This window comes from Geodermatophilus marinus (genome assembly GCF_003428645.1).
GTDB lineage: Bacteria > Actinomycetota > Actinomycetes > Mycobacteriales > Geodermatophilaceae > Geodermatophilus.
On sequence record NZ_QVQH01000004.1, the window covers coordinates 162,317 to 187,003 of the forward strand.

The following is a 24,687-nucleotide window of genomic DNA, read 5'->3' on the forward strand; positions in this document are numbered from 1 at the left end:
CCGCGGTGTCGTCGAGGAGGGGGCCCCGGAGGGGTCCGCGACGAGGCGGCGGTCGGGCTCAGCGCCCGCCGGGGACGGCACCTGGCCGCGGTGTCACGCGGAGCGTGACGAGAGGAAGAGCTCGGCGATCTGGACGGTGTTGAGCGCGGCGCCCTTGCGCAGGTTGTCGCTGCTGACGAACAACGCCAGCCCGCGGGCGTCGTCCACCCCGGGGTCCTGCCGGATGCGGCCGACGTAGCTCGGGTCCCGGCCGGCGGCCTGCTGCGGGTTCGGGACGTCGGAGAGCTCCACCCCCGGCGCGTCCCGCAGCAGCTCGACGGCGCGCTCGACCGGCAGCGGCCGGGCGAACTCCACGTTGAGCGACAGCGAGTGCCCGGTGAAGACCGGCACCCGCACGCAGGTGCCCGAGACCCGCAGCTCGGGGATCTCCAGGATCTTGCGGCTCTCGTTGCGGAGCTTCTGCTCCTCGTCGGTCTCGTGCGACCCGTCGTCCACCACGGAGCCGGCCATGGGCAGCACGTTGTAGGCGATCGGCCGCACGTACGTGACCGGCTCGGGGAAGGTCACCGCCGAGCCGTCGTGGGTGAGCTCCGCGGCCTTGTCGGCGATCGCCCGGACCTGGGTGTCGAGCTCCTCGACGCCGGCCAGCCCGCTGCCGGAGACCGCCTGGTAGGTGCTGGCCACCAGGCGCACGAGCCGCGCCTCGTCGTGCAGCGGCTTGAGCACCGGCATCGCCGCCATCGTCGTGCAGTTGGGGTTGGCGACGATGCCCTTGCGCATCCCGGCGAGGGCGTGCGGGTTGACCTCGGCGACGACCAGCGGGACGTCGGGGTCGCGCCGCCACGCCGAGCTGTTGTCGATCACCGTCACGCCGGCCTCGGCGAACACCGGGGCGAGGGCCCGGGAGGAGGTGGCCCCGGCGGAGAACAGCGCGACGTCCAGACCGCGGGGGTCGGCGGTGGCGGCGTCCTCGACGGTGATCGCGCCGTCGCCCCACGGCAGGGTGCTGCCGGCGGACCGCGCGGAGGCGAAGAACCGGAGCTCGGCGACCGGGAACCGGCGCTCGGCCAGGATCTGCCGCATGACGCCACCGACCTGGCCGGTGGCGCCGACCACGCCGACGCGCAGGCCGTGGCTGCTGGACGCGCTCATCGTCCCGTCCCCCCGTAGACGACCGCCTGCCCCTCGTCGGTCCCCAGGTCGAACGCGTCGTGCACCGCCCGGACGGCCACGTCGACGTCGGCGTCCCGGCACACCACGGAGATGCGGATCTCGGAGGTGCTGATCAGCTCGAGGTTGACACCGGCGTCGGCGAGCGCGCCGAAGAAGCGGGCCGAGACGCCGGGGTGCGAGCGCATCCCCGCGCCCACCAGCGACACCTTGCCGATGTGCTGGTCGAAGCTCACGTCGGCGTAGCCGACGGTGTGCCGGACCTTCTCCAGCGCGGCGAGCGCGGCCGGCCCGTCGCTCTTGGGGAGGGTGAAGGAGATGTCGGCCAGCTTGCTGGTCTCCGGTGACACGTTCTGCACGATCATGTCGATGTTGATCTCGGCGTCGGCGAGCACGCGGAAGATCTGCGCGGCCTCGCCCGGCCGGTCCGGCACGCCGAACACGGTGATCTTGCCCTCGGACCGGTCGTGCGCGACGCCGGAGATGATCGCCTGTTCCACCGGGAGGTCCTCCATCGAGCCGGTCACGGTCGTGCCGGGGAGCTGGGAGTAGGAGCTGCGGACGTGCACCGGGATGCCGTAGCGGCGGGCGTACTCGACGCAGCGGAGCATGAGCACCTTCGCGCCGGACGCCGCCAGCTCGAGCATCTCCTCGTAGGTGACGGTCTCGAGGCGGCGGGCGTTCGGGACGATGCGCGGGTCGGCGGTGAAGACGCCGTCGACGTCGGTGTAGATCTCGCAGACGTCGGCGCGCAGGGCCGCGGCGACGGCGACGGCGGTGGTGTCGGAGCCGCCGCGGCCCAGCGTCGTGATGTCCTTGGTGTCCTGGCTGACGCCCTGGAAGCCGGCCACGATGACGATCGAGCCCTCGTCGAGCGCCTGCCGGAGCCGGCCGGGGGTGACGTCGATGATCCGCGCCTTGCCGTGGCTGCCGGTGGTGATGACCCCCGCCTGGGACCCGGTGAACGAGCGGGCCTCGTAGCCGTGCGTGGAGATCGCGATGGCCAGCAGCGCCATCGAGATGCGCTCGCCGGCGGTGAGCAGCATGTCGAGCTCGCGGCCGGGCGGGGCCTCGGTGATCGCCTGGGCCTGGTCGAGCAGCTCGTCGGTGGTGTCGCCCATCGCCGAGACGACCACGACGACGTCGTTGCCGTCCTTCTTGGCCGCGACGACCCGCTCGGCGACGCGCTTCATGTGCTCGGCGGACGCGACGGACGAGCCACCGTACTTCTGGACGACGAGGGCCACGGGTCCACAGGCTACCGAGGCGGCTCCGTGCCCCGGCGGCCGCGTCCCGGTCGTCGGCCGTGGCGCCGCCGGGCGGCCACCTGCCCCTCCCGCTTCCTACGTCTGTGAGTGCCGTGGCACTCACAGACGTAGGAAGCCGGACCCCGCACACCGGCCCCGTCCCGGCGGTGGGAGCAGCGCAGGTCCGCGGCGGTGCGGGTGCCGTCCACAGCCGGCGCGGCCGTCCACGGGGCGGGCGCGGTGGCCCTCCGGCGCCCGCGGTCGCCCGAGGGTGGGGCCGTGGAGACCTTCGACCTGTCCGGGGTCGTGCGCCGGATCCGTCGCCGGGCCGACCTCTCCCAGCGCGAGCTCGCGGAGGCCTGCGGGGTCCCCCAGTCGGCCGTCGCCCAGGCCGAGACCGGCCGGCGGGACCTCGGCGCTACCCTCCTCGCGCGGGCCGCGGGGCTCGCCGGCCTCCGGCTCGCCCTGCTCGACGGGAGCGGCCGGGAGGTGGCGGGGATGGCGCCGGATGCGGTCCGCGACCTCGGCGGACGGCGGTTCCCGGCCCACCTCGACACCCACCACTCCGACGAGCGCCCCGGCCGGTACGAGCACCGCTTCGACCGCCCCCTGCCGTGGTTCACGGTCGACCGGCACCGCGGGGCCCGGGACGGCCTGCGCGCGAGGAACGGCACGCCGGAGGACCACCACCTGCCGCGGCCGGGCGACTCCCCGGCCGAGCGGCGGGCCCGGCGGCGGCGCGCCGCACGGGACGCCGCCGAGGAGCGGCGGCGGACCGCGCGGGAGGCGGCGCGGGAGGCGGCCGGCCCGGGCTGGGAGGACGCGTGGAGCTGCACCTGCCCGGCGGCCTGCGACGAGCTCGACGACGGCTCGGGGCCGCCGGTGCACGCCCCGGGCTGCGCGTGCTGCTGCGACCTGGGCTGAGCCGACTGCTACGGTGGGAGCGTGCGCGGCAGCCTCCTGCTTACCCGCCGCGGCGAGGCCCTCTCCTAGGTCGGCCCCCTCGCCGCGGAGATCTCGCCGCGACCGAGTGCGTCCCCGGCGCCCCGCGCTGACCGCCCCCACCGGAGCTGAGTCCAGCCCGCGCCAGAGGAGCGACCCCCCGTGAGCAGGAACCTGAGCGAGAACCACCCGCACGTCCGCAACCCGCAGCGCCCGTCGGGCATGCCGGTGCACCGGTACGCCCCCTTCACCCCGGTCGTGCTGCCCGACCGCACCTGGCCCGAGAAGGTCACCACCACCGCACCCCGCTGGTGCGCGGTGGACCTGCGCGACGGCAATCAGGCGCTGATCGACCCGATGACCCCCGACCGCAAGCGCCGCATGTTCGAGCTGCTGGTGCGGATGGGCTACAAGGAGATCGAGGTCGGTTTCCCGGCGGCCAGCCAGACCGACTTCGACTTCGTCCGGCAGCTGGTCGAGGAGGACCTGGTACCGGACGACGTCACGATCCAGGTCCTCACCCAGGCCCGCGACGAGCTGATCGAGCGCACCTTCGAGTCCCTCAAGGGCGCCCGGCAGGCGATCGTCCACCTCTACAACTCGACCTCCACGCTGCAGCGGCGGGTCGTCTTCGGGTCCGACCGCGCCGGGATCGTCGACATCGCCGTCCACGGCGCGCAGCTGGTGCACAAGCTGGCCGAGCAGATGACCGGCACCGAGGTCTTCTACGAGTACTCCCCCGAGTCGTTCACCGGCACCGAGCTCGACTTCGCCGTCGAGGTGTGCAACGCGGTCACCGACGTGTGGGAGCCCACCCCCGACCGGCCGACGATCGTCAACCTGCCGGCCACGGTCGAGATGGCCGAGCCGACCGTGTACGCCGACCAGATCGAGTGGATGCACCGCCACCTGGGCCGCCGCGACGCCGTCGTGCTCAGCCTGCACCCGCACAACGACCGGGGCACCGCCGTGGCGGCCGCCGAGCTGGGCTACCGGGCCGGCGCGGACCGCATCGAGGGCTGCCTGTTCGGCAACGGCGAGCGGACCGGGAACGTCGACCTGGTGACCCTCGGCCTGAACCTGTTCAGCCAGGGCGTCGACCCGGAGATCGACTTCTCCGACATCGACGAGATCCGCCGCACCGTCGAGTACTGCAACCAGCTCGGCGTGCACGAGCGGCACCCCTACGGCGGCGACCTGGTCTACACCGCGTTCTCCGGCTCGCACCAGGACGCGATCAACAAGGGCTTCACGGCGCTGGCCGCCGACGCGCAGGCCGCCGGCACGCCGGTGGCCGACATGCCCTGGGCGGTGCCGTACCTGCCGATCGACCCCAAGGACGTCGGCCGCAGCTACGAGGCCGTCATCCGGGTGAACAGCCAGTCCGGCAAGGGCGGCGTCGCCTACATCATGAAGACCGAGAACCACCTGGACCTGCCGCGGCGGCTGCAGATCGAGTTCAGCGCGGTCATCCAGCGGCACACCGACGACGAGGGCGGCGAGGTGACCGCCGGCCAGATGTGGGCGGCCTTCACCAGCGAGTACCTGCCCGACCCCGACGCCCCGTGGGGCCGTTTTGCCCTGGCCGGCCACCGGCACACCGCGCACGGGGAGCAGCTCGACGAGATGGTCGTCGAGCTGGTCGACGCCGGCGTGCCGGTGACCGTGGAGGGCCGGGGCAACGGACCGATCGCCGCCTTCGTCGACGCGCTGCGGTCGGTGGACGTCGACCTGCGCGTGCTCGACTACGCCGAGCACGCGATGTCCGCCGGGGGCGACGCCCGGGCCGCCGCCTACGTCGAGTGCGCCGTCGGCGACCGCGTCCTGTGGGGCGTGGGCATCGACCCGAACATCCTCACCGCGTCGCTGCGCGCCGTGGTGTCGGCGGTGAACCGGGCGCACCGCCAGGCCTGAGGTCGCACCCGGGGGCCGGTCCGCTCGGACCGGCTCCCGGGACCACCGGCCCCAGCACCGGCTCCCGGGCGCACCGGCCCGGCGCTCACCGCGACCCGTGGTCGGCCGACGGCGCGGGGGCGTCCGCGGGCTCGTCCCCCCGGGGCTGCCCCGGCGGGGGCGGCGGCGGCTCCGCCTCGTGCACGACCAGCAGGTCGCGACGCAGGTGCCGGCGGCGGTAGGCGATCCGGCTCACCATGTGCGCCGACAGCGGCGCGGTCAGGAACTGGAGGAAGCCGGCCAGCAGGACCGTCCACATCGCCGGCTCGCCCCAGAGCCGGATCGCCGCCCCCAGGACGATCAGCAGCACCCCCGCCACCTGCGGCTTGGTCCCCGCGTGCAGCCGGGAGACGACGTCCGGGAAGCGGAGCAGGCCCAGGCCCGCCACGAGGGCCAGGGTGCAGCCCAGCAGCACGAGGACGACGGCGACGACGTCAGCGACGGTCTGCACCTGCCCCCCTCTCCACGGACGCCCGCTCCTCGGCGGCGATCGGCAGGCCGACGTCCCGCCCGTCGTCGGAGGACCGGACGAGCATGCCGCCGACGTAGCGGCTCACGCCCACCGCCCCGGTGAACCCGAGCAGGGTCACCGCCAGCAGCACCGCGGCCACCGTGGTGTCGCGCGCGAGGGCCGCGTGCGCGGCCAGGCCGGCGGTGACGATCGCCAGCAGGGTCTCGGTGGCGACGACGCGGTCCAGCAGCGAGGGCCCGAGCGCCACCCGCACCAGGCACAGGAGCGCGCCGGCGCCCAGCAGGGCGAAGGCGACCACCGCGACGACGCTCACCGCTGCACTCCCCCGGCCGTCGCCCGTTCCCGGCGGACCGCGCGCTCCACGGCCGCGATCTCCGCCCGGCTGCCGAAGGCGCGCACCACCCGCTCCTCCACCTCGAGCACGCTCGCGCGCTGGCGCTCCACCTCGTCCAGGTCGCGCACGGGCAGCACGTGCATGAGCAGCACGTTGCGCTCCCGGTCGGCGTCCAGGACCAGCGAACCCGGGACCAGGGTCAGCGTCTCGCTGACGATCGTCATGAGCAGGTCCGAGTCCGTGCGCAGCTGCACCTCGATGATCGCCGAGCGGACGGGCCCACCGGGGCGCAGCGCCTCCCAGGAGACCACGACGCTGGAGACGGCCAGGTCCTTGAGGAACGCCCCGGCGAACAGCAGCACCGGCCACGGGTGCAGGCGCGCGTGCTCGGTGACCGCCGGCAGCGGCAGCAGCCAGGTGACCAGCACGGCGACGAGCAGCCCGCTGAGCAGGTTCGCCCACGAGAAGGTGCCCCAGAGCAGCACCCACACCAGGGTCAGCCAGCCCAGCAGCGGCAGCTGGCGGACGTAGGGCGGGGCGATCGGCCCGGGGCTCACGGGACCCCCTCCGCGGACTCGGCCGGCCCCTCGCCGTACACGGCCTCCTGGTAGGGCGTCCGCTCCAGCAGGTCGGCGGCGGCCCGGTCGGCCAGCGCGTACAGCGGGCCGGCGATGACGGTGAGGGCCACGCTGACCGCCACCATGAGCCCCGTCGCCCCCACCAGCGCGCCGGGCAGCCGCTCCTCCGCGCGCCCGCGGACGCCGTCGGCGGCGAGCTCGTCGTGCGCCGTGGCCACCGCCGTCCGCCGCTCCCACGCCGCGGCGCGGGCGCCGGCGCGCGTCGTGCCGAGCCCCGACGAGGACGCGCCGTGCGCGGCCGGCTCGTCGTCCTCCCCGGGGACGTCGGGGTCGGGCCCGCTGTCCGCCCGGCTGTCGTCGGCGGCGGCCGCGGCCCGGGCGGTGTCGGCGCCGATGTCCTGGCCCACCGGCCGCCAGAAGGACCGGGTCCACACCCGCGCCACCGCCAGCAGGGTGAGCAGGCTGGTGACCACGCCGCCCGCGACCAGCAGGCCGGGCAGCACCCCGCCGGCCGCCACGCCGGCCTGCAGGAGGCCGAGCTTGCCGAGGAACCCCGACAGGGGCGGGATGCCGGCCAGGTTCAGCGCCGGGACGAGGTAGAGGACGGCGAGCAGCGGCGAGGCGGCCGCCAGCCCGCCGAGCCGGGGCACCGCGGTGGAGCCGCCCTTGCGCTCGACGAGGCCGGCGACGAGGAACAGCGTCGCCTGGATGACGATGTGGTGGACGACGTAGAACACCGCGCCGGCCAGGCCGGCCACCGTGCCCAGGGCGACGCCGAAGACCATGTAGCCGATGTGGCTCACCAGGGTGAACGACAGCATCCGGCGGATGTCGGTCTGCGCGATGGCCCCGAGGATGCCGACCAGCATCGTGGCCAGCGCGGCCCACATGAGCACGGTCGTGAGCGCCTCGCCCGGGAAGAGCAGGGTCTGGGTCCGGATGATCGCGTACACGCCCACCTTGGTGAGCAGGCCGGCGAAGACCGCGGTGACCGGTGCCGGGGCGGTCGGGTAGCTGTCGGGCAGCCACGCCGACAGCGGGAAGACCGCCGCCTTGATCCCGAAGGCCACCAGCAGCAGCGCCTCGAGCAGCACGACGGTGCCCGCGGGCAGCTCGGCGAGCCGGATCGACAGCTGGGCCATGTTCACCGTGCCGGCGGCGGCGTAGACCAGCCCGATGGCGGCGAGGAACAGCAGCGAGCTGAGCAGGCTGACGATGATGTAGGTGATGCCGCCGCGGATCCGGGGCGCCGACCCGCCGAGCGTCAGCAGCACGTAGCTGGCCGTCAGCAGCACCTCGAAACCGACGTAGAGGTTGAACAGGTCCCCGGCGAGGAAGGCGAACGCGACGCCGGACATGAGGACCAGGAACGTCGGGTGGAAGATCGACACCGGGGACCGCTCGGCACCGTCGGCCCAGCCCTGGCCGACCGCGAACAGGAGCACGCCGAACCCGACGGTGAACGCCACGACCAGCATGAGGGCCGACAGCCGGTCGACGACCAGCATGATCGCCTGGGGCACCGGCCAGTCGCCGACCGCGACCGCCGCGGCGCCGTCGGCGTCGGCGAGCAGCAGCAGGGCGACCGACACCGCCAGCACCGCGCCGAGCACCAGGGTGCTGAGCGCGCGCTGGGTCCGGGCGAACCGGCCGAGGACGAGCGAGAGCGCCGCCCCGGCCAGGGGCAGCAGCACCGGCAGCGGCGCGAGGACGCGGATCACCGTGCGGCCCCGCGGGTCGGCGGCAGGTCGACGTCGTCGGAGGCCGCGTCCGGGAACCGCTCGCCGAACCGGTGCTCGACGTCGTCCCCGGGGCCGCCGACCGCGCGGCCCACGGCCCGCTCCTCCCGGGACAGGTCACCGGGGTCCAGGTCGTCCGGGTCCAGCGCGTCGCCCTGCCGCGGCGACCGGGCGGCCACCCGGCGGTCCTCCTCGTCGGTCTCGACGACCTCGCGGCGCACCAGCCGCCACGAGCGGTGGATGACGGCGAGCAGGAAGGCCGAGACCCCGAAGGTGATGACGATGGCGGTGAGGACCAGGGCCTGCGGCAGCGGGTCGGCCATCTCCGCCGGCTCGGCGGTGCCGACGATCGGCGGCTCGCCGGCCCGGCTGGTCGAGAGGAGGAGCAGGTTGGTGGCGTTGCCCAGCAGGAGGAAGCCCAGCAGCACCCGGGTGAGGCTGCGGTCCAGCAGCAGGTAGACGCCGGCCGCGTACAGGCCGGCGACGAGCACGGGGAACACGACGGTCGGCGTCACCGCGCGATCACCTCCTCCGGGGCGCGCTCCACCGCGGGCTCCTCGTCCTCCTGCCGGTCCAGCTCCGCCCCGAGGCTGCGCAGCACGTCGAGGACCAGGCCGACCACGACCAGGTACACGCCGATGTCGAAGAACAGCGCGGTGGCCAGGGAGACCTCGCCGAGGACCGGGAGGGTGCCGGAGAGGTAGGCGCTCTCGAAGACGGCCTCCCCGAGCACCAGGGAGGTCGCCCCGGTGCCGCCGGCGATGAGCAGGCCGAGCCCGAGCAGCCGGCCGGGGTCGACCGGCGCGGCCTCGCCCAGCTCGTAGCGCCCGCCGGCGAGGTACCGCAGCACGAGCGCCAGGCCGGCCACCAGCCCCCCGGCGAAACCGCCGCCGGGCTGGTTGTGCCCGGCGAACAGCAGGTAGACCGACAGGACGAGCACCGCGTGGAACAGCAGCCGGGTGACCACCTCGAGGATGACCGACCGGCGCCGCGGGTCGAGCGTGGCCGTGGCGGCCAGCCACTCCCGGCGGGGGGCGCGGCGGGGCGGCCCCGCGCCGGCGCCGGCGTCGGAGTCGGCCCGCTCGGGCGCGCCGGGCCGGCCGCGCAGGTACACCAGGCTGGCGACGCCGGTCGCGGCGGCGACCAGCACCGAGATCTCACCGAAGGTGTCCCAGGCGCGGATGTCGACCAGCGTCACGTTGACGACGTTGTAGCCGTGCCCGATCACGTCGGCCAGCTCGGGGAACGGCTCGGACACCGGGTCGGCGGTGCGCGCGCCGAGCGCGACGGCGCCGGCCAGGCCCATGAAGCAGCCGACGGCGAGGGCGACCGCGCCGCGGGCCCACCGCACCCGTGGCCGGTCCCGCCCACCGACGTCCTTGGGCAGCTTGCGCAGCACCAGCACGAAGGCGACCAGCGTGATGGTCTCGACGAGGACCTGGGTGAGCGCGAGGTCCGGGGCGCCGTGGACGACGAACAGCGCGCCGAGCCCGTACCCGGTGATGCCCACGACGATCGCCGCGGACAGCCGCGACCGGATGCGCACCGCCATGACGGCCGCGGCCAGCACGGCGACGGCGATCAGCCCCTGCAGCGGGCTGTCCCAGGCCCGCCAGCCCTCCGGCCACGGCGCGCGGGTGAGCAGCACGACCCCCGGGAGCACGAGGACGACGACGAGGATGACGCCGAGGTAGGTGGGCAGCGAGCCGCGCTGCGTCGTCCCGGTGACCAGGACGGCGAGCCGGTCGACGCCCTGCAGCAGGTTCCAGTAGCCCCTGTTGGCCGACGCCGGCACCGCCACCCGCCGCTGCGCGGCCGACACGCGGTCGCGGGCGGCGTGGAGGCCCAGGCCGCCGAGCAGGGTCAGCGCCGAGAGGGCCAGCGCCGGCTGCAGCCCGTGCCAGAGCGCCAGGTGCTCGGCCTCCTCGGCCAGCACGGGCAGGGTCTCGGAGTAGGCGGCCACCAGCGGGTCGATCGAGGAGCTCAGCGGGCCGGCCACCAGCCCCGCGACGCCGAGCACCAGCGGGGCGGTGAGGAACAGCGGGCCCGGCGGGTGCTCCAGCTCGGCCGGAGCCGCCTCGGGCAGCCCCGGCTTCCGGGCGAAGGCCCCCCACAGGAACCGCGCGGTGTAGGCGACGGTGAGGACCGAGCCGAGCACGATGCCGGCCAGCACCGTCCAGGCGGCGGCCCGGTCGGGCACCCCGCCCTCCCACAGCCCGGTGAACGCCGCCTCCTTGCCGACGAAGCCCAGGAACGGCGGCAGCCCCGCCATCGACGCCGAGGCGAGGACGGCGGCGGTCGCCAGCCAGGGCAGCCGGTGTCCCAGGCCGGAGAGCTCCCGCAGGTCCCGGGTCCCGGTGGCGTGGTCGAGGACGCCGACGCTCAGGAACAGCGTGGACTTGAACAACCCGTGGGCGAGCACCATGGCCAGCCCGGCGGTGGCCAGCTCCTGGCTGCCCGCGCCGACGAGGGTCATGAGGAAGCCGAGCTGGCTGACCGTGCCGAAGGCCAGCAGCAGCTTGAGGTCGTACTGCCGCAGCGACCGGTAGCCGCCGAGCAGCATGGTCGCCACGCCGACGCCGAGCACGATCGGCCGCCAGCCGGGGACGTCGGCGAAGCCGGGCGCCAGCCGGGCGACCAGGTAGATGCCGGCCTTGACCATCGCGGCCGCGTGCAGGTACGCGCTGACCGGGGTCGGGGCCTGCATCGCGGCCGGCAGCCAGAAGTGGAAGGGCACCATCGCCGACTTGGTGAGCGCACCCAGCAGCACGAGCACCGTGCCCCAGGTCAGCAGCGGCCCGCTGCCGGGGTCGGCCACGATCTCCGACAGCAGGGTGCTGCCGCTGGCCTGCGCGACCATGATCAGCCCCGCCAGCATGGCCAGGCCGCCGGCGGTCGTCAGGACCAGCGCCTGGGAGGCGGCCCGGCGCCCGGCGACCTGGCCGCCCGCTCCCCCGATGAGGAGGAACGAGAAGACGGTGGTCAGCTCCCAGAAGACGTAGAGCAGGAAGACGTCGTCGGCGAGGACCAGCCCCAGCATCGAGCCGGCGAAGGCGGTCAGCTCGGCGGCGAACCGCCCGGTGCCCTCCTCGTCCGGCTCGAAGTAGCGGGCGCAGTACAGGAGCACCAGCGCGCCGACCCCGGTGACCAGGGCGGCGAAGGTCAGCGCGAGCGCGTCCAGCCGCAGCTCGACGGCCAGCTCGAGCGTGGGCACCCACGGGACCGTGTCGCGGACCTCGCCGCCGTCGAGCACGGTGCCCAGCTGCGCGAGGGCCCAGCCGAAGGAGGCGGCCGGCACGAGCGCCAGCGCGAGGAACGCCTGCCGCCCCCACCACCGCACCAGGAGGGGGGCCGCGAGCGCGGCCGCCAGGTGCGCCAGCAGCAGGACGGTCACGGGGCTCCCGGGTCGGCGGTGACGAATCGCCGACGGGCCTGGTCGACGAGGGCAGCCGCCATCCCGCGCGGGCCGGGGCACCCAGCAGTGCAGTACCGCCGTCCGTCACCGGGGAAACCGCGTGTTCGCGGCTGCTCCGGCTCAGCGCCCGGGGGTCACCAGCGACACGGACCGGTGCCGGTGCCGGCTCAGCTGCCCCGCTCGGCCGCCGCCGCGATGTCGGCCAGGTCGCGGCTCAGGGCCGAGGACACCGCGCGCCGGCCGATCGGGCCGGTGACGGCACCCAGGACCCGCGCCAGGGTGGTCGTCGGCCGGCCGCCGAACGTCATCACCACGTCCGTCCCGCCGCCGGGGGACGGCTCGACCCGGAGCGTCGACACGTAGCGGACGCCGGGGCCGTCGGCCTCCACCGTGTACGCCCGCTGCGGTTCGACCGCGGTCACGGTCATCTCCTCGGTGGCCGACCTGCCCATCATCCGGCGCGTCTCCCGCCAGCGCGTCCCGACCCCGAAGGGCCCCGGTGTGAGCACCTCCACCGACTCGATCCCGCTGACCACCCGAGGAGAGCCCTCGAGGTCGGTCACCACCGCCCAGACCCGCTCCACCGGCGCCGCCGCGTGCCGGCGGACCTCCACGTCCCGCACGTCGCCCTCCTCCGTCGTCACCGGCACCCCACCGGCGCACGGGACACCCTGCCACCGGGGGGTGACGGCCCCGCCCCGCGCGGGGCTCGCACCGCCGGCCGGCGGGCCCCGGACGGCCGGACCCGGCCGGTCAGCCCTCGGCGACCTCGGCCGCGGCCAGCCAGTCGGTCTCCACCTGGTCCTTCTCGGCCAGCAGCGCCCGCAGCCGGCCGTCGAGCTCGAGGACGCGGGCGTGGTCGGTGGCCGCCGCGGCCAGCTCCGCGTGCAGCCGCTCCTCCTCCGCGGTGAGCCGCTCCAGCCGCCGCTCCAGCCGGGTGGCCTCCTTGCGGGCGGCGCGCACCTCCCCCGCGGGGCGGGCCGCCCCGGCCGGCGCCGTCCCCGGGGTCGGCCCCGCGGGTGCGGTGGAGGGCAGCTGCGCCTCCCCCGCGGCGCGGCGGGCCAGGTACTCCTCCACCCCGCCGGGCAGCGCGGCCAGCGAGCCGTCGCCCATGAGCGCGACCACGGAGTCGCACACCCGGTCCACGAAGTACCGGTCGTGGCTGACCACCAGCACCGTGCCGGGGAACCCGTCCAGCAGGTCCTCCAGCGCGGTGAGGGTGTCGATGTCCAGGTCGTTGGTCGGCTCGTCGAGCAGCAGCACGTTGGGCTCGGCCATGAGCAGCCGCAGCAGCTGCAGCCGGCGCCGCTCGCCGCCGGAGAGGTCGCCGACCGGCGTCCACTGGCGCGCGGCCGGGAACCCGAAGCGCTCGGCGAGGGACGACGCCGAGATCTCCTGGCCGGCCAGCCGCACGATCCGGCCCACCTCCTGCACCGCCTCCAGCACCCGCAGCCGGCCGTCGAGCTCGGTGACGTGCTGCGACAGGTAGGCCGGGGCGACGGTCTGCCCCCGCACCACCCGGCCGCGGTCGGGCTCGGTCTCGCCGACGAGCAGCCGCAGCAGGGAGGTCTTGCCGGCGCCGTTGACGCCGACCACGCCGATCCGGTCGCCGGGGCCCACGTGCCAGGTCAGGTCCCGGAAGAGCGCGCGGGGGCCGTCGTCCCCCGGCACCGCGTAGGAGACCTCCTCCACGTCGTAGACCGTCCGGCCCAGCCGCCGGGCGGCGAAGCCGGCCAGGGCGAGCGAGTCCCGCGGCGGGGGCTCGTCGGCGATCAGCGCCTGGGCGGCCTCGATGCGGAACCGCGGCTTGCTGGTGCGGGCGGGCGGCCCGCGGCGCAGCCACGCCAGCTCCTTGCGGACGAGGTTGAGCCGGCGCTCCTCGGTGGCCGCGGCCACGCGGGCCCGCTCGGCGCAGGCCAAGGTGTAGGCCGCGTACCCGCCGTCGTAGGAGTGCACCCGGCCGTCGGCGACCTCCCAGGTGGTGGTGCAGACCTCGTCGAGGAACCAGCGGTCGTGGGTCACCACCACCAGCGCACCGACCCGCTCGCGGACGTACCCGGCCAGCCAGGCCACGCCCTCGACGTCGAGGTGGTTGGTGGGCTCGTCGAGGACCAGCAGGTCCAGCGGCCGCACGAGCTGGGCGGCCAGCGCCACCCGGCGGCGCTCGCCACCGGACATCGGCGCGACCGGTGCGTCGAGGCCGAGCCGGTCGAGCTCCAGGCCGGTGAGGACGCTGCGCACGGCCGGGTCGGCGGCCCACTCGTGCTCGGCGGCGAACAGGCTCCCCGGCAGGACGACGTCGCGCACCGTCGCCCCGGGCGGGAGGGTGCCGGACTGGTCGAGCACCCCCAGGGCGAGGTCGCCGCGCCGGGTGACGCGGCCGGCGTCGGGCTCCTCCCGCCCGGTGAGGACTCCGAGCAGCGTGGACTTGCCGCTGCCGTTGCGCCCGACCACGCCGATCCGCTCGCCCGCCGCGACGCCCAGGGAGACGTCGTCGAGCAGGACGGTCGTGCCGTGGGCCTTCTGCACCCGCTCGAGGTTGACCAGGTTGACGGGGGCGCTCATCGGGCGGTCGGCGTCGGCGGGTTCACCCGACCAGTGTCCGCCGTCGGCGCGGGGGCGTCCCGGGGGGCCCGGGACGCGGGACGGGACAGCGGCCCCTGGCCGCCGGGACGGCCCCGCCCGGAGGCTGCCGGGGCGCCGGGGGATCCCCGCAAGTGGCCCGCAAGGGCCGTACAAGCAGCGCGCCCGAGAGTCGGGCCCGTCGAGAGCGTTCCCGCACGGGGGCACAGCAGGAGGTACGCAGATGACCGCGGCTCTGATCGCCCAGAGGACCACCCACCCGCTCCGGGCGGCCCACTCAGCGCGGGCGACGCTGGTCGCCGTCCGCCGCGCGACGCGGGAGGCCGCGCCCCGGCCGGTCACCGTCTGGTGGGCCCGGCTGGCCGAGCACGGGGCGGCCTCGCGGGAGCACTCACTGGTCGCGGTCAACTCCACCCGCTTCCCCGACGGCACCCCCGTCGACCTCACCACCCTCGAGTCCCGGGGACGGCGGCCGGCCGGCTGGCTGGTCGACCTGCGCTACCGCGCCTGCGACGGCACGCCGGTCGGGGTCGCGTTCGGCGACGCCGTGGCGGGGACCTGCCCGCCGCTGTGGTTCGCCGAGGTCTCGCACGCGAGCAGCCCGGTGCCCGCCACGTCGCTGCTCGCCTTCCGCGGCGACGCCTTCGCCCCCGGGACGCTGGTCGCCCCGCACCAGGTCGCCGCGGCCGGGCTGCCGATGGCCGACCGCGTCGGGGAGGTCCGCTGGTGGACCCGCTCCGGCATCGTCGACGCCGTCACCGTCGACCCGGGGCTGCGCCGGCGCGGGGTGGCCCGGTCGCTGGTCACGCTGGGCGAGGCGCTGCGGCTGCTGCGCGGCTGGGCGCCGCTGCGCAGCGACGGCCGGCTCACCGACGCGGGCGCCGACTGGCTGGACGCCGCCCCGGTGCACTGGTCACCGCGGCTGGCCCCGCGCTGCGAGGTGCTGCCCGAGGAGGCGGACGGCGACGCCCTCACCGGGGTGGCCCGGCTGCTCAAGGGCTTCTGAGCGGGCCGGTGGCGGGGCCGTCCCGGCTAGGCCAGCCGGGTGACCTCCACGGTCACCGTGTGCCCCTCGCTGCCGGGGCCGGAGAAGATGCCCTTGAACGGGGGGACGTCGGAGTAGTCGCGGCCCCGGCCGAGCGTGACGTGCCGCGGCCCGATCTCCACCGAGTTGGTCGGGTCGAAGCCGCACCAGCCGCCGTCCCACCACTCCACCCAGGCGTGGCTCTCGCCGGTGACCGTGTGCCCGACCCCGGCCTCCCGCTCGGGGTGCAGGTACCCCGAGACGTAGCGGGCGGGCAGGCCGAGGGCGCGCAGCAGCCCGACGGTGACGTGCGAGATGTCCTGGCAGACGCCCTTGCCGGCGGCCCAGGCCTGCATCGCGTTGGTCTTCACGCTGGTGGCACCGGAGAGGTAGCCGATGTGCTCCCGGACGAACCGGCAGACCGCGGCGCCGGTCTCGTGCGGCGGCGCGTCCCCGGTCGCGGCCCGGAGCCGCTCGACCACCTCGTCGTCCATCCGGGTCAGCGGGGTCGGGCCGAGCAGCTCGCCGAACCGGTCGCGGACCACCGGTGCCCGCAGCCTTCCCCACCCGACGTGCTCGTGCTCCTCGGGGTCGGCCCCCGCCTCGACGACGGAGGTGCCGGTGACGACCAGCTCGGTGTGCGGGGTGTGCAGGTCGAAGGCGGTCACCGTCGAGCCCCAGTAGTCCCGGTAGGCGAACGCGGTCGCCGCCGGTTCGATCTCCACCCGCGAGCGCAGCGTGGTCTGCCGGGCGCTGCTCTCCGGGGTCAGCCGGGCCTCGTTGTACGAGGAGCGCACCGGCCCGCCGTAGCGGAACCGGGTGCGGTGGACGACCTGCAGCCGCCAGCGGTCCCCGGGCGGGCGCGGGCCGCGGCGCTCCCCGTGACCGGCCCGGGGCGGGGCCTGCCCCTGCGTCTGCGCCTGCCTCACGCGACCCCCTCCGGCACCCACACCTGGGGCGCCTGCTCGGTGAAGAACCGGTTGGTGACCGCGCCGCTGGCCAGCGAGCAGGTGCGCTGCAGCTCCTCGAGGCGGGCCGGCAGCTGGGCGAGCAGGTCGGGGGTGGCCATGAACTCCAGCATCGTGCGGGCCCGGCCGACGATGCGGTGCGCCTCGCCGGCCACCCCGACCCGGGTGGCGTCGCGCACGGGGGAGCGCTCGAGCTCGGCCAGGCAGGCCTCGGCCTGCGCGAGCGCGGCGAACACCGACCGGGGGAACAGCCGGTCCAGCAGCAGGAACTCCGCCGCGCGGCTGGAGTCGACCACGCCGCGGTAGGTGCGCAGGTAGGGCTCGTAGGCGCCGGTGGAGCGCAGCACGAGGGTCCAGGACGGCGCGGCGTCCCCGCCGAGCACGCGGGTGGAGATGATCCGCGCGGTCATGTCGACCCGCTCCAGCGACCGGCCCAGGACGAGGAACAGCCAGCTCTCGTCCCGGCTCATGGTGGAGTCGGCCAGGCCGAACACCATCGCCGAGCGCTCCCGGACGAACCGGAACAGCGAGTGCGGGCCGTACCGGCGGGCCATGGTGCGCTGCTGCGGCAGGGCGTTGTGGGTGACGTTGAGCGACTCCCAGATCTCCGCCGAGAGCACCTCGCGGGCGCCGCGGGCGTTCTCCCGGGCCGCCGAGAGCGCGCCGACGATCGAGCTGGGGCCGGCCCGCTCGAAGGCCAGGGTGGCCAGCACCCGCTCCGTGTCCGCCTCGTCCCCCGGCACCGGCGAGCCCATGAGGGCCAGCAGGTTGGCGCAGGCGCTGCGTTCGTCGATCCAGGGGTCCTCGACCAGCCGCTGGGTGTGCACGTCGAGGATGCGGGCGGTGTCGTCGGCCCGCTCGACGTAGCGGCCGATCCAGAACAGCGACTCGGCGATGCGGCTCAGCATGCGGACGTCCTCGTCCCCTCCTCGTCGCGCCCGGCGGTCGGCCCCTCTCGGAGCCTCGACGCGAGCGTGCCGCCGTCCTCCTGGCCTCGGTGCAGGGTCCCGCCGCGAGCGTGCGAGCGGTGGAGGGCAGCGAGGTCCTCCTCCTGCTGCTGCTGCTGCTGGGACTGGTCCACCAGCAGGTCACCGGCCGGGCCCGGGTCCGGGGCGGTCGGGTCCTCGGCCAGGTCGGCGGGGCTGAACTCGATGCGGGTGAGGTCGGGGGCCTCCTCGGGCTCGGCCGCCGGCCGGGGCGGGCTGAGCACCCAGGTGTCCTTGGACCCGCCGCCCTGGCTGGAGTTGACCACCAGCTCGCCCTCCGGCAGCGCGACCCGGGTCAGCCCGCCCGGCAGCACCCACACCCGATCCCCGTCGTTGACCGCGAAGGGGCGCAGGTCGACGTGCCGGGGGGCGATCCGCCCGCCGACCAGCGTGGGGCAGGTGGACAGCCCGATCGGCTTCTGCGCGATCCAGTCCCGCGGCCGCGCCCGCACCCTGACGGCCAGCTCCTCCAGCGTGCGCTCGTCGGCCCGCGGGCCGATGACGATGCCCTTGCCGCCGGAGCCGTCCACCGGCTTGAGCACCAGCTGGTCGAGGGAGTCGAGCACCCACTCGACGACGTCGGGCTCGTCGAGCCGGTGGGTCTCGGCGTTGGCCAGCAGCGGCTCCTCGGCCAGGTAGTAGCGGACCAGGTCGGGCACCCAGGTGTAGAGCAGCTTGTCGTCGGCGACGCCGTTGCCCACCGCGTTGGCGATGGTCACCCGGCCGGCGCGGGCGGCGTTGAGCAGGCCGGCGCAGCCGATCACCGAGTCGGGGCGGAAGTGCACCGGGTCGAGGAAGTCGTCGTCGATGCGGCGGTAGACGACGTCGACGCGGCGCTGGCCGTCCGTCGTCCGCATGCTCACCTGGTTGCCGGCGCACACCAGGTCGCGGCCCTCGACCAGCTCGACGCCCATCTGGCGGGCCAGCAGCGCGTGCTCGAAGTAGGCCGAGTTGTAGACGCCGGGGGTGAGGACGACGACCGTCGGGTCGGGGACGTTCGCCGGCGCGGAGGCCTTCAGCGCGGCCAGCAGGCGGGTCGGGTAGTCGGCGACCGGCTGGATGCGGTGGTCGGCGAACAGCTCGGGCAGGACCTGGCTCATCGCCGCCCGGTTGGTGATGACGTAGCTGACCCCGGACGGCGAGCGCAGGTTGTCCTCGAGCACCCGGAAGTCGCCGGCCTCGTCGCGGACCAGGTCGATTCCGGCGACGTGCACCCGCACCCCGTTGGGCGGGACCAGGCCGTGCGCCTGCCGGTGGAAGTGCGCGCTGGTGGTGACCACGCTGCGCGGCACCAGCCCGTCGGCGAACACCTCCCCCGCGCCGTACACGTCGGCCAGGAACGCCTCCAGGGCGAGCACCCGCTGGGCCACCCCGCGCTCGATCAGCGACCACTCCCCGGCGCCGATCACCCGCGGGACGATGTCGAGCGGGAAGGGCTGCTCCTCGCCGGCGTGGGCGAAGGTGACCCCGGCGTCGCGGTAGGTCTGGGAGAGCAGGTCGGCGCGTGCGGAGAGCTCGTCCCCGGCCATGGGCTGCAGCGAGGTGTGCAGCCCCGCGTAGGCGGGCCGCGGCCGGCCGACCTCCCCGAACATCTCGTCCCACTGCTCCCCGAGGGGGTAGCCGTCGAAGAGGTCCGCCATGGGCCCGAACCTAGTTCGGCCGTGTGTCGGACGCGTGTCCGCAGGGTGGCGCCGCGCCGGGGCGACCGCCGTCCCAGCCGTCCTCCCGCCGTCCTCCCGCACCCTCCCGCGCGCCCTCCCGCCGTGATCATGGAGTTCTCGCCGCCGACACGCCGGCGGACGGCGTGTCGTCCGACCGGATGTCCATGATCACGACGGAGGGGCGACGACGGAGGGACGGCGACCGCGGACGGCGACCGCGGACGGCGACGGCGGGAAGACAACGCGGCCGCCCGGCGCTACAGTCTCTGCTAGTTGAGCCCTCAACAAAGGAGGCCGGCATGCCTGCCGTGACCGTCGAGGACACCACCGCCCTGCCCCGGGTCCCGCTGCCCGCACCCGGGACGGTGCGCCGCCGGACCCGCTCGGTGACCACCGCCCCCTCCGGGTTCGAGGGAGAGGGCTTCCCGGTCCGCCGCGCGTTCGCCGGCGTCGACCTGCGCGACCTGGACCCGTTCATCCACATGGACCAGATGGGCGAGGTCGAGTACGCCCCGGGCGAGCCCAAGGGCACCTCGTGGCACCCGCACCGCGGCTTCGAGACCGTCACCTACATCATCGACGGCACCTTCGAGCACGCCGACTCGCACGGCGGCGGCGGGACGATCAGCAACGGCGACACCCAGTGGATGACCGCCGGTGGCGGCGTCCTGCACATCGAGCGGCCGCCGGAGCACCTGGTGGTCAGCGGCGGCCTGTTCCACGGCCTGCAGCTGTGGGTGAACCTCCCCCGGGCGCAGAAGTGGGTCGAGCCGCGCTACCAGGACCTGCGCGCGAACAGCGCGGCGCTGCTGGCCAGCCAGGACGCCGGCGCCCTGCTGCGGGTGATCGCCGGCGAGGTCGGCGGGCACACCGGCCCCGGGTCCACCTACACCCCGATGGCGATGGTGCACGCGACCGTCTCCCCCGGCGCGACCCTCGACCTGCCCTGGCGGCCGGACTTCAACGCGCTGGTCTACGTGCTCTCCGGCGCCGGCTCGGTCGGCATCGACGGCGCCCCGGTGCGCACCGGTCAGCTCGCCGTCCTGGGCCCCGGCGACACGGTGACCGTCCGCGGCGCGGTGCACCAGGAGTCGCGCACGCCGGCCCTGGACGTCGTCGTCCTCGGCGGGCGCCCGATCCGCGAGCCGATCGCCATGTACGGCCCGTTCGTGATGAACACCCGGCAGGAGGTCGTCGAGGCCTTCGAGGACTTCCAGGCCGGGCGGCTGGGCAGCATTCCGGCCCAGCGCGTCCCGCACGCCGCCGTCCGGGGCGAGAGCGGGCAGTGATCCCCCTCCGGTCCCGGCGGCGCCCGGCCGCCGGGACCGGCATCCTGTGAGGCACCGACCGAGGAGCGCGCCGTGGCCGTCTTCCCCCCGATCCCGCTCGAGGACTGGGCCGACACCAAGGAGACGCTGCACCGCTTCCTGCAGGTCGTCGGCAAGGTGCGGCTGGCGCACGGCCCGCGCCGCAACCACTGGTGGCACGTGCCGTTCCACCTGACCGGGCGCGGGCTGACCACCCGGCCGATGGGCCTGGACCCGGTGTTCAGCATCGACCTCGACCTGGTCGACCACCGGCTGGAGGTCACCGTCGCCGACGGGCGGCGGGCCTCCTTCGCCCTCCCCGGCCTCTCCGTGGCGGGCTTCTACCGGCGGCTGCTGGCCACCCTGGACGGCCTGGGCCTGCCGGCGACCGTCGACCGGCCGGTGCCCTTCGACCTGGCCGACGCCACCCCGTTCACCGAGGACGAGCAGCACGCCTCCTACGACCGGGAGATGGTGACCCGCTACTGGGTCGTCCTCGGCCAGGTCGCCCAGGTGCTCGAGGAGTTCGCCGGGCGCAGCTACGCCAAGACCAGCCCGGTGCACCACTTCTGGCACACGTTCGACGTGGCGGTCACCCGGTTCTCCGACCGCCGGGTCGAGCAGCCCGACGAGGTGGACCCGGTCACCCGGGAGGCCTACTCCCACGAGGTGATCAGCGCCGGGTTCTGGTTCGGCGACGACCGCGTCCCCGAGCCCGCCTTCTACTCCTACACCGCACCGGAGCCGCCGGGGCTGACCGACGAGCCGCTGCGCCCGGACGCCGCCCGGTGGGTCGAGAGCCGGGGCGGGCACCTCGCGCTGCTGCCCTACGCCGCCGTGCGCACCGCACCCGACCCGCGGGCCGCCGTGCTCGACTTCCTGGAGAGCGCCTACGCCGCCGGCGCGCGGCGGGCCGGCTGGGACCTCGACGCGCTGCGCTGCCCCACCGCCCCCGAGCCCGGCTGAACCGCCCGGCCCGCGCCCGCCGTCCCTCCCGAGGAGGACCCCGATGAGCAACCTGGACCGCCGGCCGGCCGCCCGCGAGCTGGGCGGGCTGGCCGGGACCGCACCCGGACCGGCGCTGGACCTCCTGCCGGGCAAGGAGGTGATGCTCGGGGAGAGCACCCGGGTCCGCCGGATGCTGCCGACGCTGGGCCGCCGGCTGGTCGGCGCCTGGGCCTTCGTCGACCACTACGGCCCGGACGACGTCGCGACGGCGCCCGGCATGCAGGTGCCGCCGCACCCGCACACCGGGCTGCAGACGGTCTCCTGGCTGCTGGAGGGCGAGGTCCACCACCGGGACTCCCTCGGCAGCGACGTCGTGGTGCGGCCCGGCGAGCTGGCGCTGATGACCGCCGGGCACGGCATCGCCCACTCCGAGCACTCCCCGGTCCCGCACCCGCGGATGCTGCACGGCGCCCAGCTGTGGGTCGCCCTGCCCGACGCCAGCCGGGAGACCTCCCCGGCCTTCGAGCACCACACCGGCCTGCCGGGGTTCGACTCCGACGGGCTGGCCGCCACGGTGCTCATGGGTTCGCTCGGTGGCGCGACCTCACCGGGGACGGCGCACACCCCGCTGGTCGGCGCGGACCTCACCCTGGCCGCCGGCGCCGACGTCGAGATCCCGCTGGAGCCCGGCTTCGAGCACGCCGTGCTGGCCGCCACGGGCGGGGCGGACGTCGCCGGGGCGCCGGTCGCGCGCGGCGCGATGCTCTACCTGGGCACCGGCCGGCGTTCGGTGCGGCTGCGGGCCGGGGCACCGGCGCGGCTGCTGCTGCTGGGCGGGGAGCCGTTCGACGAGCGGATCGTGATGTGGTGGAACTTCGTCGGCCGCACCGGTGCCGAGATCGCCGGGTACGCCGAGCAGTGGAACGACCGGGACGCGCGGTTCGGCGAGGTCCCGGGCTCGGACGAGCGGCTGGCGGCGCCCCCGCTGCCCCCGGTGCCGCTCAAGGCCCGCGGGAGGGAACGCTGATGGGCAGGGCACGCTGATGGGCAGGGAACGCTGATGGGCAGGGCACGCTGATGGACATCGATCGCGCGCTGGGCTTCCTGGCCGAGCACCGCTGGGCCGTGCTGGCCACCGTGAAGGGGGACGGCCGGCCGCAGTTGTCCAACGTGGGCTACGCCCTCGACCGCGAGCAGGGGCTCGTGCGGGTGTCGGTGACCGCCGACCGCGCCAAGACCCGCAACCTCGAGCGGGACCCGCGGGTGACGCTGCACGTCTCCTCGGCCGACTTCTGGTCGTGGGTGGCGGTGGAGGGCACCGCGGAGCTCACCCCGGTCGCCGCCGACCCGCACGACGCCACCGCGGACGAGCTCGTCGCCTACTACCGCGGCATCTCCGGCGAGCACGAGGACTGGGAGGAGTACCGGGCGGCCATGGTCGCCGACCGGCGGCTCGTCGTCCGGTTCCGGCCGGAGCACGCCTACGGGCAGCTGGGCTCCTAGGCCGGCGGCTCCGGCCGAGGCTGCCCCGTCCCCGGGCCGGCGCGCCCCGTCCGCGCCGGCCCGGGCCGGTGCTCAGCCGCCCGCGTTCGGGCCCATGACCGTGAACGGCGCGCCCCACGGGTCCTCGACGACCGCGAAGCGCCCGAACGGGGTGTCCGTCGCCGGGGTGGTGACCTTGCCGCCGCGGGCCTCGACCGTGGCGACGGCCTGGTCGGTGTCGGCGACCGCGAAGCAGACCAGCCAGCCCTTGGGCACACCCGGCTGCGCCCCGCCGAGCCCGCCGAGCGGGTTCCCCCCGGCGGCGAAGGTGGTGTAGTCCATCCCCTCCTCGCCGCCCTGCTCCGGGGGCAGCTCGTCGAAGCTGTAGCCGAACACCTCGCCGTAGAACCGGCGCGCGCCGGCGGGGTCGTCGACCATCAGCTCGTTCCAGGCCAGCGAGCCGGGCTCGTTGTAGACCCGGACGCCGGTGTGCTCGCCGGACTGCCACAGGCCGAAGGCGTGGCCCTGGGGGTCGGCCGCCACGACCATCGTGCCCATCGGGCCGACCTCCATCGGCTCCACGACCACCGCGCCGCCGGCCTCGCGGATGCGGGCGGCGGTGGCCGCGGCGTCGTCGGTGGCGAGGTAGGTCGTCCAGCTCGGGGACGCGGTGGGGTCCATCAGCGGGCCCAGGCCCGCCGCCGGCCGACCGTCGCGGGTGGCGTTGAGGTAGCCGCCGTACTCGGCCTCCCCGCCGGTGTACTCCCAGCCCAGCAGGGCGGCGTAGAAGTCGCGGGCGGCGTCGACGTCGGACGTGCCGTAGTCGACCCAGCACGGGGTCCCGGCCGGCCACGCGGTGTCTCGGGTGGGCATGTCGTGTCTCCTCCTCGGTGTCGGGGAGGGGACCGTCCCACCGGGGACCGACGGTTCCCGGCGTCCTCGGGCCCGGTCGGGCCGGGCGGGCGCCGGCGCCCGGCGCGCCGGTCACCGGCTGTCGTGCCGGCACTGCGGGCGGGCGGAGGAGGTGGCGGACCGGAACCGGCCGCGCACGGGGGCAGGCGGCCGGTACCGGTCGTGCCCCACTCTGCGCCGCCCGACCTGAACGCGGCCTGAGCACCTCGCCGCGGGTCAGCCCCCGCCGCCGCTGACCACCGCCCGGTAGCCGACGCCGTGCACCGTGCGCAGCTCGACCACCCCCTCGCTGGTGGCGGCCACCTTCCGCCGCAGCCGGGACAGGTACTGGTCGAGGGTGTTGTCGTGCACCACCCCACCGGCCGGCCACCCCGCGGTCACCAGGTCCCGGCGCGGGACCACCGCGCCCGCGGCGCCCAGCAGCGCGGCGAGCAGTCGGAACTCGATCGGGGTGACGGTCCGCTCGCCGCCGGGCCCCACGAGCACCCGCCGGTGCGGGTCCAGGTGCAGTCCGTCGGCCCCCGCGGCCGGGGCGGCGCCCCCGGCCCGGCGCAGCACCGCCCGCAGCCGGACCACGACCTCGTCGACGGCGAAGGGCTTGGCGATGTGGTCGTCGGCGCCGGCGGCGAACCCGGCCAGCACGTCGGGGAGCCGGCTGTGCGACGTGAGGAAGAGCACCGGCGTGCCGATCCCGCGGGAGCGGATCGCCTGGCAGACCTCCAGGCCGTCGCTGTCGCCGAGGCCGACGTCGAGGACGACGGCGTCCACCTCCACGGCCCGCTGGTCGAGGACGGCCAGCGCGCTGCGGCCGTCCCCGGCGGTGAGCACCCGGAAACCCTCGGCCTCCAGGCCCCGGCGCAGCAGCGTCCGGACCTCCGCCTCGTCCTCGACGACGAGCACCGTCCCCCCCGGCATCCCCCCATGCTGCCGCACCCGCGCCGCCGTCCGCGCCGCGCTCAGGACGAT

At 75.6% G+C, this 24,687-nt stretch carries 22 protein-coding genes; 7 read left to right on the forward strand and 15 right to left on the reverse strand.

Going from position 1 to position 24,687, the window contains the following annotated elements:
- Positions 1-93: 93 nt before the first annotated feature.
- Positions 94-1,152 carry an aspartate-semialdehyde dehydrogenase gene (locus D0Z06_RS06525; protein WP_117376554.1) on the reverse strand — a complete coding sequence of 353 codons (1,059 nt, stop codon included), beginning with the start codon at positions 1,150-1,152 and terminating at the stop codon, positions 94-96.
- Positions 1,149-2,417, reverse strand: a complete 1,269-nt coding sequence (locus D0Z06_RS06530; RefSeq protein ID WP_117376555.1) for an aspartate kinase — start codon at positions 2,415-2,417, stop codon at positions 1,149-1,151. The genes D0Z06_RS06525 and D0Z06_RS06530 overlap by 4 nt, the downstream gene beginning before the upstream one ends.
- Before the next feature lie 279 nt (positions 2,418-2,696).
- On the opposite strand from D0Z06_RS06530, the gene D0Z06_RS06535 reads away from it, so the two are divergent.
- Complete coding sequence (locus D0Z06_RS06535) at positions 2,697-3,341, forward strand: helix-turn-helix domain-containing protein (RefSeq protein WP_158579894.1); 645 nt, start codon at positions 2,697-2,699, stop codon at positions 3,339-3,341.
- A 180-nt stretch (positions 3,342-3,521) separates the two neighbouring features.
- Entirely contained in the window at positions 3,522-5,273 is a 1,752-nt protein-coding gene (gene leuA / locus D0Z06_RS06540; RefSeq protein WP_233517498.1) for a 2-isopropylmalate synthase, read from the forward strand.
- An 85-nt stretch (positions 5,274-5,358) separates the two neighbouring features.
- Here the strand turns inward: leuA and mnhG are convergent, their stop codons facing one another.
- The 8 genes from mnhG to D0Z06_RS06580 all read right to left on the reverse strand — a co-directional run bounded on the left by mnhG (position 5,359) and on the right by D0Z06_RS06580 (position 14,415).
- On the reverse strand, positions 5,359-5,763 hold the full coding sequence (mnhG, locus tag D0Z06_RS06545; RefSeq protein WP_117376557.1) for a monovalent cation/H(+) antiporter subunit G: 405 nt from the start codon (positions 5,761-5,763) through the stop codon (positions 5,359-5,361).
- Positions 5,747-6,097, reverse strand: coding sequence for a monovalent cation/H+ antiporter complex subunit F (locus D0Z06_RS06550; protein ID WP_117376558.1), 351 nt, complete (start codon positions 6,095-6,097; stop codon positions 5,747-5,749). Before D0Z06_RS06550 ends, mnhG begins: the two co-directional genes overlap by 17 nt.
- Positions 6,094-6,675: a Na+/H+ antiporter subunit E gene (locus D0Z06_RS06555; RefSeq protein WP_117376559.1), complete on the reverse strand. Its 582-nt coding sequence runs from the start codon at positions 6,673-6,675 to the stop codon at positions 6,094-6,096. The genes D0Z06_RS06550 and D0Z06_RS06555 overlap by 4 nt, the downstream gene beginning before the upstream one ends.
- Positions 6,672-8,417, reverse strand: a complete 1,746-nt coding sequence (locus D0Z06_RS06560) for a Na+/H+ antiporter subunit D (protein WP_199522168.1) — start codon at positions 8,415-8,417, stop codon at positions 6,672-6,674. The genes D0Z06_RS06555 and D0Z06_RS06560 overlap by 4 nt, the downstream gene beginning before the upstream one ends.
- Positions 8,414-8,950, reverse strand: coding sequence for a Na(+)/H(+) antiporter subunit C (locus D0Z06_RS06565; protein ID WP_117376560.1), 537 nt, complete (start codon positions 8,948-8,950; stop codon positions 8,414-8,416). The genes D0Z06_RS06560 and D0Z06_RS06565 overlap by 4 nt, the downstream gene beginning before the upstream one ends.
- The gene (locus D0Z06_RS06570; RefSeq protein WP_199522169.1) at positions 8,947-11,829 is read right to left on the reverse strand and encodes a Na+/H+ antiporter subunit A; all 2,883 of its coding nucleotides are present in this window, start codon (positions 11,827-11,829) and stop codon (positions 8,947-8,949) included. Before D0Z06_RS06570 ends, D0Z06_RS06565 begins: the two co-directional genes overlap by 4 nt.
- 188 nt (positions 11,830-12,017) lie before the next feature.
- Positions 12,018-12,473, reverse strand: a complete 456-nt coding sequence (locus D0Z06_RS06575; RefSeq protein WP_117376686.1) for an SRPBCC family protein — start codon at positions 12,471-12,473, stop codon at positions 12,018-12,020.
- Positions 12,474-12,603: 130 nt separating this feature from the next.
- A complete protein-coding gene (locus tag D0Z06_RS06580) occupies positions 12,604-14,415 on the reverse strand; it encodes an ABC-F family ATP-binding cassette domain-containing protein (RefSeq protein ID WP_117376561.1) in 1,812 nt (603 codons plus the stop codon).
- A gap of 241 nt (positions 14,416-14,656) precedes the next feature.
- Here D0Z06_RS06580 and D0Z06_RS06585 point away from each other — a divergent pair, with 241 nt between their 5' ends.
- Positions 14,657-15,439 carry a hypothetical protein gene (locus D0Z06_RS06585; RefSeq protein WP_117376562.1) on the forward strand — a complete coding sequence of 261 codons (783 nt, stop codon included), beginning with the start codon at positions 14,657-14,659 and terminating at the stop codon, positions 15,437-15,439.
- Between the two features lie 26 nt (positions 15,440-15,465).
- Here the strand turns inward: D0Z06_RS06585 and D0Z06_RS06590 are convergent, their stop codons facing one another.
- From D0Z06_RS06590 to D0Z06_RS06600, 3 genes are read right to left on the reverse strand one after another with little or no spacing between them, the layout of a single operon-like run.
- Entirely contained in the window at positions 15,466-16,386 is a 921-nt protein-coding gene (locus D0Z06_RS06590; protein WP_199522170.1) for a transglutaminase family protein, read from the reverse strand.
- The gene (locus D0Z06_RS06595; protein WP_117376563.1) at positions 16,383-17,333 is read right to left on the reverse strand and encodes an alpha-E domain-containing protein; all 951 of its coding nucleotides are present in this window, start codon (positions 17,331-17,333) and stop codon (positions 16,383-16,385) included. The genes D0Z06_RS06590 and D0Z06_RS06595 overlap by 4 nt, the downstream gene beginning before the upstream one ends.
- Positions 17,327-19,051, reverse strand: a complete 1,725-nt coding sequence (locus D0Z06_RS06600) for a circularly permuted type 2 ATP-grasp protein (protein WP_117376564.1) — start codon at positions 19,049-19,051, stop codon at positions 17,327-17,329. Before D0Z06_RS06600 ends, D0Z06_RS06595 begins: the two co-directional genes overlap by 7 nt.
- A 320-nt stretch (positions 19,052-19,371) precedes the next feature.
- Between D0Z06_RS06600 and D0Z06_RS06605 the strand changes: the two genes are divergently transcribed.
- The 4 genes from D0Z06_RS06605 (at position 19,372) to D0Z06_RS06620 (ending at position 22,830) form a co-directional block, all read left to right on the forward strand.
- Positions 19,372-20,361 (forward strand): pirin family protein, encoded by a 990-nt coding sequence (locus D0Z06_RS06605; protein WP_117376565.1) that lies wholly within the window; start codon positions 19,372-19,374, stop codon positions 20,359-20,361.
- 72 nt (positions 20,362-20,433) lie between these two features.
- Positions 20,434-21,345 (forward strand): DUF5996 family protein, encoded by a 912-nt coding sequence (locus D0Z06_RS06610; protein WP_117376566.1) that lies wholly within the window; start codon positions 20,434-20,436, stop codon positions 21,343-21,345.
- A gap of 43 nt (positions 21,346-21,388) precedes the next feature.
- Positions 21,389-22,354 carry a pirin family protein gene (locus D0Z06_RS06615; protein ID WP_117376567.1) on the forward strand — a complete coding sequence of 322 codons (966 nt, stop codon included), beginning with the start codon at positions 21,389-21,391 and terminating at the stop codon, positions 22,352-22,354.
- 50 nt (positions 22,355-22,404) lie between these two features.
- Entirely contained in the window at positions 22,405-22,830 is a 426-nt protein-coding gene (locus tag D0Z06_RS06620; protein WP_117376568.1) for a PPOX class F420-dependent oxidoreductase, read from the forward strand.
- A gap of 72 nt (positions 22,831-22,902) precedes the next feature.
- Here the strand turns inward: D0Z06_RS06620 and D0Z06_RS06625 are convergent, their stop codons facing one another.
- Together D0Z06_RS06625 and D0Z06_RS06630 are read right to left on the reverse strand one after the other, a co-directional pair.
- Positions 22,903-23,682, reverse strand: a complete 780-nt coding sequence (locus tag D0Z06_RS06625; RefSeq protein WP_117376569.1) for a VOC family protein — start codon at positions 23,680-23,682, stop codon at positions 22,903-22,905.
- A gap of 255 nt (positions 23,683-23,937) precedes the next feature.
- Positions 23,938-24,636, reverse strand: coding sequence for a response regulator transcription factor (locus D0Z06_RS06630; RefSeq protein ID WP_117376570.1), 699 nt, complete (start codon positions 24,634-24,636; stop codon positions 23,938-23,940).
- Positions 24,637-24,687: the final 51 nt, after the last annotated feature.